We start from the raw sequence: 13,329 nt of genomic DNA, 5'->3' as shown, positions 1-13,329 counted from the left end.
CGAGTCTGGACCCCGGCCTGCGCCGGGGTACGAGGATGCCTGTGACCGACTTCCTTCTCGAACTCCGCTCCGAGGAAATCCCTGCGCGGATGCAGGCCAAGGCGCGCGAGGATCTGGCGAAGCTGTTCGCGGGCGAACTGGCCAAGGCCGGGATCGTGGCGGGCGAGACGGTGACCTATGCCACTCCGCGCCGCCTCGCGCTGATCGCGCGGGGGTTGCCCGAGGCGACCGAGGCGGTGTCCGAGGAGCTAAAGGGCCCCAAGGCGTCCGCGCCGCCGCAGGCGCTCGAGGGATTCCTGCGCAAGACCGGGCTGACGCGCGAGCAGCTGACCGAGCGCGACGGCGTGTTCTACGCGGTAACGGAGAAGCCCGGCCGCGCGACCGTCGAGGTGCTGGCGGAGGCGATCCCCGCGATCGTGCGCGCGTTCCCGTGGCCCAAGTCGATGCGCTGGGGCGCGGCGTCCACCTCGACCGAGTCGCTGCGTTGGGTGCGCCCCTTGCACGGCATCGTCGCGCTGTTCGGCGAGACGATCGTGCCGTGCGAGATCGCGGGCGTCGTCTCGGGCGCGGCGACGCTGGGGCACCGGTTCCGCCATCCGTCCGCGATCACGATCGGGTCGGCGGCGGACTATGTCGAGAAACTGCGCGCGTGCCATGTGCTGGTCGACCAGCGCGAGCGCGAGGCGATCGTGCGGGACCGCGCGTCCGCGCTTGCGGCGGAAGCCGGGCTGGTGCTGGTCGAGGACGAGGGGCTGGTCGCGGAGAATGCGGGGCTGACCGAATGGCCGGTGCCGCTGCTGGGACGGTTCGACGCGGCGTTCCTCGACGTGCCGCCCGAGGTGATCCAGCTGACCGCGCGGGTGAACCAGAAATATTTCGTCTGCCGTGATGCGGACGGCGCGCTGGCGAACGCGTTCGTCTGCACCGCCAACATCGCAGCGTCGGACGGCGGCGCGACGATCGTGGAGGGCAACCGCAAGGTGCTCGCCGCACGGCTGAGCGACGCGCGGTTCTTCTACGACACGGACTTGAAGGTGCCGCTGGCGGAGCAGGCGGGCAGGCTCGACCGGATCGTGTTCCACGAGAAGCTGGGCACGGTCGCGGACAAGGTGGAGCGGGTGGCGAAGCTCGCGCGGTGGCTTGTGGAAGAAGGGATCGTCACCCCGGCGAAGGCCGGGGTCCACGGTGCCGCAAGTGCCGGTGGAGCGGTGGATCCCGGCCTTCGCCGGGATGACGGCGATGTGGCGGTGCTCGCCGACATGGCGGAGCGTGCGGCGCGGCTGGCGAAGGCGGATCTCGTCACCGGGATGGTCGGCGAGTTCCCCGAATTGCAGGGCCTGATGGGCGGTTACTACGCCGCTGCGCAGGGCGAGCCGCGCGAAGTCTGGGACGCGGTGCGCGATCACTACAAGCCGGTCGGGCAGGGCGACGACGTGCCGACCGCGCCGGTGACGGTCGCGGTTTCGCTGGCGGACAAGCTGGATACGATCACGAGCCTGTTCGCGGCGGACCAGCAGCCGACCGGATCGAAGGACCCGTTCGCGCTCCGCCGTGCCGCGCTGGGCGGGCTGGCGCTGATCCTGCGCAACGGCCTGCGCATCCGGCTGGGCGAGGCGGTCGGCCGCGCGCTGTTCAATCTGGGCTATCAGCGGGGAAGCGCGGAGTTCCAGGGGGCGTTCGCGAACATCTCCTCGGCATTGCGCCAGAATTTCGACGGCGAGACGGCCGACAGGAAGATGCTCGAACTCGTCCGCGACGGGAAGACGTTCGAGGCGGTCAAGCCGCTGCTCGACGTGACCGACGCGCATCAGGCGGCCATCATCGCCTTCTTCGCCGACCGCCTGAAGGTCCAGCAGCGCGAAGCGGGGGTCCGGCACGACCTGATCGACGCGGTGTTCGCGCTCGGCGGCGAGGACGATCTCGTCCGCCTGCTTGCGCGGGTGCGGGCGTTGCAGGCGTTCGTCGGGACCGTGGACGGGGCGAACCTGCTCGCGGGGTACAAGCGCGCGGCGAATATCCTGAAGAAGGAGGGGGTTGCCGCCGATCTCGTCCCCGTCTCCGGCGGGGTGACGGACTTCGGTTACACCCCGGACCCCGCCGAAGGCGCGCTGTCCGGCGCACTCGACGCCGCCGAGCCCGCAGCCGCCGCGGCGGTCGCGCGCGAGGATTTCGAGGGGGCGATGACCGCTCTGGCCTCACTGCGCGCGCCGATCGACGCGTTCTTCGAACAGGTGATCGTCAACGATGCCGATCCGGTGAAGCGCGAACGCCGGCTGGCGCTGCTCGCGCGGGTGCGCGGGGCGGTGCACGGGGTGGCGGATTTCTCGCGAATCGAAGGCTGAACGCAACGCTATCGCGCTTGTAAGGATTGCTGTGTGGTGCCCGGCGCGACGCTCCGTCACTAGCCTTGCGGGACACTGTGTTGCAGTGCACAACATACGAATGCACCGGCAAAGCCGGGCATGCGGGGACGATTTTCGGGGACGAGGACCAGACGATGGCGAGTGCGGTAGTGAGCGAGAACGCGGCGACGGGATCGGCCTCCGGGGCGGACGAGCAGTACGTCTATCGCTTCGGCGGCGGCGTGTCCGACGGCGGCAAGGGCGACAAGACGCTGCTGGGCGGCAAGGGCGCGAACCTGGCGGAAATGGCGTCGATCGGGCTGCCGGTGCCGCCGGGGCTGACGATCTCCACCGCGATGTGCACGCGATACTATGACGAGGGCGAGCAGTTCCCACAGTCGGTGCGCGACGAGGTCGCGGCGGGAATCGCGCATATCGAAGCGGTTACGGGCAAGACCTTCGGCGACGCCGCAGATCCGCTGCTGGTGTCGGTACGCTCGGGCGCGCGGGTGTCGATGCCCGGGATGATGGACACCGTCCTGAACCTGGGGCTCAACGACGCGACGGTCGAGGGGCTTGCCGCCACCTCGGGCGACGCGCGGTTCGCGTGGGACAGCTATCGCCGATTCATCCAGATGTACGCCGACGTCGTCCTCGAACTCGATCATGGCGCGTTCGAGGAAGCGCTGGAGATCGCGAAGGAAGACAAGGGCTTTCACCTCGATACCGAGTTGTCGTCCGAGGATCTGAGGGCGCTGGTCGCGGAGTACAAGCGGCTCGTCGAGGCGGAGTGGGGCAAGCCGTTCCCGCAGGATGTGCATGACCAGTTGTGGGGTGCCGTCGGCGCGGTGTTCGGATCGTGGCAGTCGGAGCGCGCGAAGGTCTATCGCCGGCTGAACGATATTCCGGCCAGCTGGGGTACAGCGGTGAACGTGCAGGCGATGGTGTTCGGCAACATGGGCGAGACCTCGGCCACCGGCGTCGCCTTCACGCGCGATCCCGCGAAGGGCGACCGCGCCTATTACGGCGAGTTCCTCATCAACGCGCAGGGCGAGGACGTCGTCGCCGGCATCCGCACGCCGCAATATCTGACGAAGGCCGCGCGCGAGGAGGCGAATGCCAAGCCCGCATCGATGGAAGAGGCGATGCCCGAGGTCTATGCCGAGCTGGCCGCGGTGTTCGACCGGCTCGAGACGCACTACCGCGACATGCAGGACATCGAGTTCACCGTCGAGCGCGGGACGCTGTGGATGCTCCAGACGCGTGCCGGCAAGCGGACCGCCAAGGCCGCGCTCAAGATCGCGGTCGAGATGGCGAGCGAGGGGCTGATCTCCGAGGAGGAAGCGGTCGCGCGCGTCGATCCGGCCGCGCTCGATCAGCTGCTCCACCCGACGCTCGATCCCAATGCGGCGCGCGACGTGCTGACCAAGGGGCTGCCCGCATCGCCGGGCGCGGCGTCCGGCAAGGTGGTGTTCGACGCGGATACCGCGGAACGCTGGAACGCGGCGGGCGAGGCGGTGATCCTGGTCCGGACCGAGACGTCGCCCGAGGACATCCACGGGATGCACGCGGCCAAGGGCATCCTGACCGCGCGCGGCGGGATGACGAGCCACGCCGCGGTCGTCGCGCGCGGCATGGGGCGGCCGTGCGTGTCAGGCGCGGGGACGCTGTCGATCGATGCGAAGACGAAGATCTTCCGGGTGGCGGGACGCGAGGTGCGCGAGGGTGACATCCTGACGATCGACGGCGCGACCGGCGAAGTGATGGCGGGCGCGGTCGCGACGATCCAGCCCGAGCTGGCGGGCGATTTCGGGACGCTGATGGTGTGGGCCGACAAGGTCCGCCGGCTGAAGGTGCGCGCGAACGCGGAGACGCCCGACGACTGCCGCACCGCGCGGGAGTTCGGCGCGGAGGGTGTCGGGCTGTGCCGGACCGAGCACATGTTCTTCGACGCCGCGCGGATCACCGCGGTGCGCCAGATGATCCTGGCGGAGGACGAGGCCGGGCGTCGCGTCGCGCTCGAGCGGTTGCTGCCCGAACAGCGCAGCGACTTCGCGGAGATCTTCGAGGTGATGGCGGGGCTGCCGGTGACGGTCCGGCTGCTCGATCCGCCCTTGCACGAGTTCCTGCCGCACGAGGAGGCGGAGTTCGCCGAGGTCGCGGCAGCGGCAGGCGTCGAGGTCGAGGTGCTCAAGCGGCGCGCGGCCGAGCTGCACGAGTTCAACCCGATGCTGGGGCATCGCGGGTGCCGGCTGGGCGTGACCTATCCCGAGATCTACGAGATGCAAGCGCGTGCGATCTTCGAGGCGGCGATCGACGTCGCGGAGAAGTCGGGCGAGGCGCCGATCCCCGAGGTGATGATCCCGCTGGTCGCGACCAAGCGCGAGCTGGAGCTGATGAAGGCGGTGGTCGATGCACAGGCGAAGGCGGTGTTCGCGGAGCGTGGCAGGACCATCGAGTATCTGGTCGGCACGATGATCGAATTGCCGCGCGCCGCGCTGCGTGCTGGCGAGATCGCGGAGGCCGGGGAGTTCTTCTCGTTCGGCACAAACGACCTGACGCAGACGACGCTGGGCGTCAGCCGCGACGATGCGGCGCGGTTCCTGGGCGCGTATGTCGAGCAGGGGATCTATGCCAAGGATCCGTTCGTCAGCATCGACGTCGAGGGCGTGGGCGAGCTGATCGAACTGGCTGCCGAGCGCGGGCGGGCGACGCGACCCGGGATCAAGCTGGGCATCTGCGGCGAGCATGGCGGCGATCCGGCATCGATCGCGTTCTGCGAAAAAGTCGGGCTCGATTACGTCTCGGCGTCGCCGTACCGCGTGCCGATCGCACGGCTCGCGGCGGCGCAGGCGGCGTTGGCGGCGCGGTGATCTGGGTGGATGCGGTCGTGATACGCGGCACGTAGAAGGACGGCACTTCGACACGCTCGGTGCGAGCGGTTCGGGGTATTGGCTCGATCCCAAGGACGTGCCCCGGCGCAGGCCGGGGTCCAGTCTCGGTGCGGTGCGCCGAATGCGCTGCCGCGCCTGTCTTCAGAGGGGCTGGGCCCGGCCTTCACCGGGGGAAGGCTTCGCCCCCGCTGACGGCTAGACGTTGCTGCCGACGCGGTTCTTCCAGTCGAACCAGCCGGCGCTCGTGCCGGTGCGTGCGGCCGGCACTGCCGCATCCTGTGTACGGGGCGCAGCGCCAGCCACGGGGGCGGGCGCCGCGACGGGCACCGCCTTGGCGAGGCGTTCGTTCTCACGCTCCAGCTCCTTGATCCGCGTGTTCGCGGCGGTCAGCTTCGTCTCATACTCCTTGCGGACGCCGGCGTGGGCGTCGCGCTCGGTATGGTAGCGCGTCTTCCAGCGCTTGCCGCCCGGATGGCTCGCCAGCCCGAACAGCCAGCCCGCGACCATCGCGACCGCGAGCGCGACATACTGGGTGGTGGTGGTGAACAGCATCGACGGCCTCCTTGTTACGGGAGGATAACGACGACCGGGCGCAGGTGTTCCGGTCCGGTGCGCGCGCGGTCAGGCGGTCAGCGCTGGCTGCACGTCAGGTCGATCGCCCGGAGGTCGAGGTCACTCGGCGCACCACCGAGCCGCGCCAGCCCGGCATCGCGGCAGCGTTCGCGCGGGGTGCGCGGATCGCGCGGCTGCACCGGCACGACATAGAGCGGCGCGGGCGCGACGCGGGTCGGCGCGGGGGCGGGCATCGGGGTGACCGTCATCCCCTGCGCCCCGGCCGTCGCGGCGGTGCCGAGCGCGGCGAGCGCGAGCCCCTGATGGAGCACGAGGCGGATCATGCCGGCCCGCCGACGAAGGCGTCGTGGATCGAACAGGCCGCGGGGCCGAGGATGACGACGAACAGCACGGGCAGGATGAACAGGATCAGCGGGATCGTCATGATCGCGGGCAGCCGCGCGGCCTTTTCCTCGGCGCGCATCATGCGTTCGTTGCGGAATTCCGCGGACAGCACGCGCAACGCGGAGGCGAGCGGGGTGCCGTACTTCTCGGTCTGGATCATCGTGGTGACGACGCCCTTCACCGCATCGAGCGCGACGCGCATCGACAGGTTCTCGAACGCCTGCCGCCGGTCGGTCAGGAAGCCCAGCTCGATCGCGGTGAGCGTGAACTCCTCGCCCAGCTCGGGATAGGCGCGGCCCAGTTCCTTGGCGACGCGGTGGAACGCGGCGTCGACGGTCAGCCCCGCCTCCGCGCAGATCACCAGCAGGTCGAGCGCGTCGGGCAGGCCCTTGCGGATCGCGTCGGAGCGTTTGGCGATCTTGTTCTTCAGGAAGATGTCGGGCGCCTTGTAGCTCAGGATGAACGACAGTGCGACGATCCCGTATTTCTTGATCGGCGAGTAATCCGCAAAGCCGTCGGTGCCATAGACCCAGAACAGCACCGGCCCGCCGATCACGAACGGCAGGACGAGCCGCCCGAAGATCACCGCGACTGCCCATTCCTTCGAGCGGATGCCGGCCTGGAGCAGCTTGACCTGCGCCGCCTTCACCTGACTGTCCTGGAGCACCTTGAGGCTCGACAGCAGGTTGCGCATCCGGTCCGCGGTGTCGTTGCGCTGGACGAGCTTGGCGCGACGCTTGGTGGAGGCGGTGATCCCCGCCTTGAGCTGCTCGCGCCGGTCGTTGAGCGCCTTGACGCGCTTGGCCATCGGATCGCGGACCGACAGCGCGATATAGATCGCGAACATCACCGCGAACGCCCCGATCCCCGACAGGATCGTCGCCACCCACAGGACGTCGATGCCCAGCAGCGTGGGTCCCCCCGTCTGTGCCATGCCTGGACCGGTCATCGAACCCTAACCCCCAATCAGATTTCGAAGCTGACCATCTTGGCCATGATCCCGGCGCCGATCGCCATCCAGCACATGCCCCCGATGCCCGCGACGATCAGCCGCTGGTCGACGAAGAAGTTCTGCATGTACGATCCCGACACCACCCAGATCAGCGCGAAGACGATGAACGGCAACGAGCCGACGATATAGGCCGACGCCTTCGATTCGGACGACATCGCCTTGATCTTGAGCTTCATCTGGCCGCGCTGGCGCAGCACGGTGGCAAGGTTCTGGAGGGTTTCCGCCAGGTTGCCGCCGGTTTCGCGCTGGATCGCGATGGTGATGACGAAGAACTGGAACTCGGGCGTGCCGAGCCGGTCCGCGGTTTCCTGAAGCGCGGCGTCCATCGAGCGACCGATCTTCATCTTGTCCGCGACCGACCGGAACTCCTCGCCCACGGGGCCGGGCACCTCGACGCCGACGACCGCCATCGTCTCGGTGATCGGCAGGCCGGACCGCAGGCCGCGCACCAGCAGTTCGATCGCGTCGGGAAACTTCGCGGTGAACTGCGCGATGCGACGCTTGATGAAATAGCCGACGACGAAATGCGGGATGCCCGCCCCCATCGCCACGCCCAGGAACAGCGCGAGGAACAGGGGAAGGCCCTTGAGCGCGAGCAGCAGCATCACGACCGCGGCGATACCCAGCGTCGCGGTGCCGTACTGGCTGACGGTCCACGGCTTGCCCGTCATCGCGAGACGCTTGGCGAGCTGCGCGGTATTCGGGAGGAAGCGGGTGAAGGCGATGTCCGCCTTCGTCGCCTTCTTGCCGGTGATGCGCTTCATCTGCGCAGCGACCGCGCCGGCTTCGGACGTGGAGTGGCGCTCGCGCAGGCCGGCGAGCCGGCGCGTGCCCGCGCGCTGTGGCGAGGGGCCGGCAAGCGCGACGACGGCCAGCGCGATCATCACGATCACGCCGAACCCGATCCCGATGAGCGGCATCATCGTCATGGCGTCATTTCTTCTCGCGCTTGGCGAACATCGCCTTCAGGTCGAGCTTGCCGATCAGCGAGGTGCCCTTGGCGCCCTTCGCACTGGCGGCGCCCGCCACGGGAGCCGCGCTGTCGCCGATCGCGGCGAGCTGGCCTGCCAGTTCGACGATCGCCGTGACGGTCTTGGAGGTCTTGCCCGCCTCGGACAGGGGCTTGCCGAGCTTGGCGGCCTGCGCCGCCAGCTTCTGGTCGAACGGGACGACGTGATCGATCTTGCGTTCGATCGAGCCTTCGAAATCCTTGCGCGTGATCTCCAGCTGCGTGCCGGGATGGACGCGGTTGGCGAGCACGAAGACCTGCGTCTGCGGCGCGTTGGACTTCAGCCACGACAGGATGCGGATCGTGTCGCGCGCGGCGGCCAGCGTCAGCTCGGTGACGACCACCGCGACCTGCACGTCGCTGATGAGGCGCGGATGCTGGACCAGCATCGCGCGCGGCAGATCGACGACGGTGCACTCGAACGCGGCGCGCATCTCCTCCTGAAGCTGGTAGAACGCCGCGCCATCGGTCAGCACCGGCGAGTTGATCGGCGCCTCCGCGCTGAGCACCGCGAGCTTTTCGGATGCCTTGACCATCGCGCGCTCGATGAACAGCCCGTCGATGCGGCTGGGATTCTCGATCGCGTCGGTCAGCCCGCGGCCGGGTTCCAGATCGAGGCTCAGCGCCCCGGTGCCGAAATGGACGTCGAGGTCGAGCAGCGCGGTGGTGCGCCCGCGCTTCTCCGACATCAGCCACGCGAGCGAGGTCGCGACCACGGTCGCGCCGACGCCGCCGCGCGCGCCGATGATCGCGGTCGACAAATGCGGGCGTTCGACCGACGCCTCGGCGATCTTGGGCGCGTTGAGCATCGCCTGCGCGTGGCTGAACGCCTCGCGCAGCATGTCGGGCGACAGCGGCTTGAGCAGGTAATCCTGGATGCCGCTGGCGACGAGATCGCGGTAGAGGCGCACGTCGTTGACCTGCCCCGCCGCGATCACGACGGTGCCGGGCTCGCACACTTCGGCGAGGCCGTTGATGTCGTTGAGCGGATCGCCCGACTCGGCGAGGTCGACGAACAGGATCTGGGGCGAGGCGGAGACGGACAGCGTCTGCACCGCGTTGCGCAGGCCGCCCTTCGAGACCTTTTCCGGCGCCCAGCCGAGCTCGGCCGCGATCGGGCGGACGACTTCTGCGGTGGCCTCGTCGCAGACGAACGCGGCGAACGGATCGCGGTTCGTCAGCCCGGCGGGTTTCCACGGTGCGTTCATCACTTGCTCCCTGCCTTCTCGACCTTCAGGCCTGCGGCGCCGGTCGGGATCGCCTTGCGGTACGTCTCGATCGCCTTCGCACCGACCTGAGGATCGTTGACGTCGCTGCCCACCTGTCCGCGGACGAGATCGGTCGGATTGGCGATCATCGAGGCCAGGTTCGCGTTGCTCGCGCAGCCATGGTTGGAATTGGTGCTGCCCTCGAATTCGGGGCCGCGATAGCGGCTGAAGTCGGGGCAGTGGGGGACGGTGGCGACGGTGCGGCTGACGACGACGCGCAGCGTGCCGGGCGCGACCGGCGCGGCGGTGACGGGCGCATCGTCGGAGACGAGCAGGCCGTAGCGCGCGACGGTGCGCGCGACGTCCTCGCGCGCGGCCGCGCCGTTGCCTGCGGGATCGTCGATCGCGACATGGTCGCCATAGCCGAGGCGGAGCGATTCGAGCCAACCGGCGAGGCGGCGCGTCTCGCCCTCGGCGAGGCCCGCGCCGGTCGTGCCGACATCGAACACGTAATCGGTGCGCGAGACGACGGGCTGGTGGATCGATTCCATCCCGCGGTTCACGGTGCCGCACGCGCCCAGCAGGACGAGCGCGGGGAGGACGGAGAGCAGGAGCGGACGCTTCGACATAAGTGTGTCCTTCGCGCGGATCAGTTGAACGAGAAGCCGGGCGCGGCCGGGGCGGCGTCGCCCTTCTTGCGGTCCTTCGGCCTGATCGCCTTGCGATCGTCGCCGTCGCGGCGGGTGTCGGGCGTCGGCATCGGCGTGACGGGGGCGACCGCGCCGATCGCGGGCGCGGCGCCCGCGGTGGTCGGCGGCGCCATCGTCGGCTTGGGCCGGTCACCGCCGGTCTTGCCGTCGCCCAGCTGGCCCAGCAGCACGCGGCCCAGATCGGTCGGTGCCTTGTAGCCGTCGGTCGGCAGGACGATGTCGTTCGCGTTGACCGGCTTCACCAGATACGGGGTGATGACGATCACCAGCTCGGTCTCGTTGCGCTGGAACCCGTTCGACCGGAACAGCGCGCCCAGCACCGGCACGTCGCCGAGCCCCGGGGTCTTGTCGATCGAGTTGTTGTGTGTGTTCTGGAGGAGGCCCGCGATCATGAAGCTCTGGCCCGAGCCGAGCTCGACCGTCGTCTCCGCGCGCCTTGTGGTCAGCGCCGGGATCGTCGTGCCGTTGAGCGTCACCGCGCCTTCCGACGACAGCTGCGACACTTCGGGGCGGACGCGCAGCGAGATGCGACCATCGGACAGCACCGTCGGCGTATAGGCCAGGCTGACGCCATATTGTTTGTACTCGATCGAGACGACGCCCAGCGTCTGCGCGACGGGGATCGGGATCTCGCCGCCCGCCAAGAAGGTGCCGGTCTCGCCCGACAGCGCGGTCAGGTTCGGGTTGGCGAGGCTCGTCACCTGGCCGATGCGCTCGCCCAGATCGAGCGCGGTCAGCACGTCGAGCCCGAGCAGCTTGCCCGCGAGCCCCAGCGTGGTGCGCTCGGTGCCTTTGGTGAAGCTGTAGGCGGAGCCGGAATTGGGATAGACGAAGTCGCCGGTCTTCGGATCGAACGGCAGCTTGATCGAGCCGGACGGCAGCCCGAAGCGCGACGAGGCGTCGAGCTGGGGCAGCGCGGAGGTGTCGAAATTGCCGATCGTGCCAGCGGTGCGGCCCGAGGCGACGCCGAACTGGAAGCCGCCGGTGCCGTCGCGCGTCAGCAGGTTCGCGCCGATATTCTTCACGAAGCTGCGGCTGACCTCGGCGAACTTCACCTGGAGGTTGACCTGGAGCGGCGTGGCGGTGCGCAGGCGCGAGACGATCTTGGTGCCCTCGCCGACGAACGCCGCGACCAGCCGTTCGGCCTCCGACGCGTCCTCCGGCCCCGCGACCGTGCCGGTCAGCAGGACCAGGCCGTTCATCGGCGTCGTCACGATGTTCGCATCGGGCATCGCCAGGCGCAGCATGTGGCCGAGCGAATCGATGTTGTTGCCGACCCGGACGGTCGAGGCATAGACGACCGCGCCCGACTTCGTCGTCGCCGACACCGTCGTCTCGCCCGCCTTCTTGGCGAAGACGTAGAGTTGGCGCGGGCTGCGGACCTGGACGTCGGCGACGTTGGAGTCCGCGACGAACACGTCGCTCATCGGCTGGCTGAGCGTGATGAGCCGACCGCGGCCGAGCGACAGCTGGATCACCGACGTGCCGTCGGCGGCGGCCTGCTGAGCGGGCGCGGCGGCGGGCATCGCGCCCAGGGTTGCGGCCGAGAGGGCGACCGCGAGCGGCCAGCCGATCGGCGTCATCGAAATGCGCATCTCAATTCTTCCCCCCGACCGGAACCTCGGTCACAGTGTTGCCGCGCGCGATCCGGACGACCGGACCCTGGGCGGGCGCGACGCCGCCCGGAAAATTGCCCGTCGGTGCGGACGGTGCGGCGACGCCCATCGGGCTGCCGTTCGGCCCCGGGCCGCCCATGTCGCCACGGGCCTTGCCGGGGACGGTGCGACGCTGGAACCGCGAGATGTCGGCACCCGTCTCGAACGTGGCATTGCCGGCCTGCGGCTGCGACGCGACGCGCAGCAGCATCGCCTTTTCGGCCTTGGGATCGGTGCCGTCGGGCACCTTGACCTCGCCGGAGGCGATCGCCTGCTCCAGCTCCGCCTGATTGTCCGCGATCGAGCGCAGCGACAGCGAGAGCGCGCCGAGCGTCTGCGCGACCGCGATCTGCTCTGCCAGCTTCGGTGTCGCCTCGACGGTGACGGTCGAGAAGGCGCGAACGACGGTGTTGCCCTTGTCGTCCTTTTCGTCCGACGTGCGCTGGTCGGTCGCCAGCACGCGCAGGTTGCGCAGTACCGTCTCCGACACCTTGAGCGGCGGGCCGTCGCCGCCGCCGGGCACCGACTGCGTCAGCACCACGTCGATCCGGTCGCCGGGAAACACGAAGCCCGCTACCGAGGTCTGCGTCTGCACCGGGAAGGTGACGGCGCGCATGCCGGGTCCGAGCGCGGCGGCGAGGAATCCGCGGTCGCCAGGCTTGACGAGCGCGCCCTGCGTCACCGGCTGTCCCGCCGTGATCGGGTTGCGGACGACGGTGCCCATCAGCGACTTCAGGTCCGCCTTTTCCTTGATGAAATAGGCGCTCTCGACGAGTTCCTTGGGCCAGGGCTGGAACTTCAGCGCGGTGGCGTCGAGGATCGTGCCGACCGGCAGCGCGCGGGTGGCGACCAGAACCTCGGGCCCGTCGACGACGGGGGCTGCCGCGACTGCGGCGTTCGCCTGCGGCGCGGAGCTGCCCACGATCAGGGTGCGCGCGAAGAACGCGGTAATGGCGGCGACGATCAGCGCCCCCACCAGCAATACGACCTTGCGACTATCCATGACGTACTGAGCCTTTCGCCACATACGGGCCGGTTGAACCGACGTTAATCATCACGCGAACTGGTTAAGGAGTGGTTCGCGGATCGCGAGAAGACCGGCGATCGCGATCGCGACGCCGTAGGGAATCTCGGGATTGCCCGGCTTTTTCTTCCAACGATGCTCGAAAAGGATCGCCAGCGTGACGCCGCCGCCGACGATCGACATCACCAGCAGCATCCCCAGCAGCGGAGTCGGCGGCAACCACAGCGCAAGCGCGCCGATCAGCTTCACGTCCCCGCCGCCCATCTGGCCGAAATGGAACGCGACGCAGAACAGCGCGAACACCGCCAGCGCCACCCCCAGTCGGGCCGCGACATCGGGCCAGGGCGACAGGCCGTTCGTCCACCACCATGCCAGCGCGAGCAGCGCGATCGTCGCGTTCTTCCAGTTCGCGATCTCACGGGTGCGCGCGTCCTCGATGCCCGCGGAAACGAGCAGCAGGCCGAGCGCGGCCAGCAATGCCAAGGAAAAGTCCCACCCCATCGCATGTTCACCTAGAC

11 protein-coding genes are annotated in these 13,329 nt (G+C 69.2%); 2 read left to right on the top strand and 9 right to left on the bottom strand.

The annotated features are described in order from the left end of the window. Nucleotides 1-41 precede the first annotated feature (41 nt). Nucleotides 42-2,342, top strand: coding sequence for a glycine--tRNA ligase subunit beta (glyS, locus tag ACV7NO_RS14500; protein ID WP_463406672.1), 2,301 nt, complete (start codon nt 42-44; stop codon nt 2,340-2,342). Between the two features lie 155 nt (nt 2,343-2,497). Next, on the top strand, nt 2,498-5,215 hold the full coding sequence (ppdK, locus tag ACV7NO_RS14495) for a pyruvate, phosphate dikinase (protein ID WP_463406671.1): 2,718 nt from the start codon (nt 2,498-2,500) through the stop codon (nt 5,213-5,215). 216 nt (nt 5,216-5,431) lie between these two features. On the opposite strand, the gene ACV7NO_RS14490 is transcribed toward ppdK, so the two are convergent. The 9 genes from ACV7NO_RS14490 to ACV7NO_RS14450 form a co-directional block, all read right to left on the bottom strand. After that, on the bottom strand, nt 5,432-5,788 hold the full coding sequence (locus tag ACV7NO_RS14490; RefSeq protein ID WP_463406670.1) for a hypothetical protein: 357 nt from the start codon (nt 5,786-5,788) through the stop codon (nt 5,432-5,434). Between the two features lie 77 nt (nt 5,789-5,865). Then, nucleotides 5,866-6,132, bottom strand: coding sequence for a hypothetical protein (locus tag ACV7NO_RS14485; RefSeq protein ID WP_463406669.1), 267 nt, complete (start codon nt 6,130-6,132; stop codon nt 5,866-5,868). Beyond that, a complete protein-coding gene (locus ACV7NO_RS14480; RefSeq protein WP_463406668.1) occupies nt 6,129-7,142 on the bottom strand; it encodes a type II secretion system F family protein in 1,014 nt (337 codons plus the stop codon). The genes ACV7NO_RS14485 and ACV7NO_RS14480 overlap by 4 nt, the downstream gene beginning before the upstream one ends. A gap of 17 nt (nt 7,143-7,159) precedes the next feature. Next, the gene (locus ACV7NO_RS14475; RefSeq protein WP_463406667.1) at nt 7,160-8,134 is read right to left on the bottom strand and encodes a type II secretion system F family protein; all 975 of its coding nucleotides are present in this window, start codon (nt 8,132-8,134) and stop codon (nt 7,160-7,162) included. A 4-nt stretch (nt 8,135-8,138) separates the two neighbouring features. Beyond that, complete coding sequence (locus tag ACV7NO_RS14470; RefSeq protein ID WP_463406666.1) at nt 8,139-9,422, bottom strand: AAA family ATPase; 1,284 nt, start codon at nt 9,420-9,422, stop codon at nt 8,139-8,141. Beyond that, nucleotides 9,422-10,051 carry a CpaD family pilus assembly protein gene (locus ACV7NO_RS14465; RefSeq protein ID WP_463406665.1) on the bottom strand — a complete coding sequence of 210 codons (630 nt, stop codon included), beginning with the start codon at nt 10,049-10,051 and terminating at the stop codon, nt 9,422-9,424. Before ACV7NO_RS14465 ends, ACV7NO_RS14470 begins: the two co-directional genes overlap by 1 nt. 20 nt (nt 10,052-10,071) lie before the next feature. Next, nucleotides 10,072-11,727 carry a type II and III secretion system protein family protein gene (locus tag ACV7NO_RS14460; protein WP_463406664.1) on the bottom strand — a complete coding sequence of 552 codons (1,656 nt, stop codon included), beginning with the start codon at nt 11,725-11,727 and terminating at the stop codon, nt 10,072-10,074. Between the two features lies 1 nt (nt 11,728). After that, nucleotides 11,729-12,790 (bottom strand): Flp pilus assembly protein CpaB, encoded by a 1,062-nt coding sequence (cpaB, locus tag ACV7NO_RS14455; RefSeq protein WP_463406663.1) that lies wholly within the window; start codon nt 12,788-12,790, stop codon nt 11,729-11,731. 51 nt (nt 12,791-12,841) lie between these two features. After that, on the bottom strand, nt 12,842-13,312 hold the full coding sequence (locus ACV7NO_RS14450; RefSeq protein WP_463406662.1) for an A24 family peptidase: 471 nt from the start codon (nt 13,310-13,312) through the stop codon (nt 12,842-12,844). Between the last annotated feature and the right edge of the window lie 17 nt (nt 13,313-13,329).

This window comes from Sphingomonas sp. Ell38C01 (genome assembly GCF_055231975.1).
The sequence above is the reverse complement of the archived record's forward strand: the minus strand, read 5'-3'. Positions and strand labels throughout refer to the sequence as shown.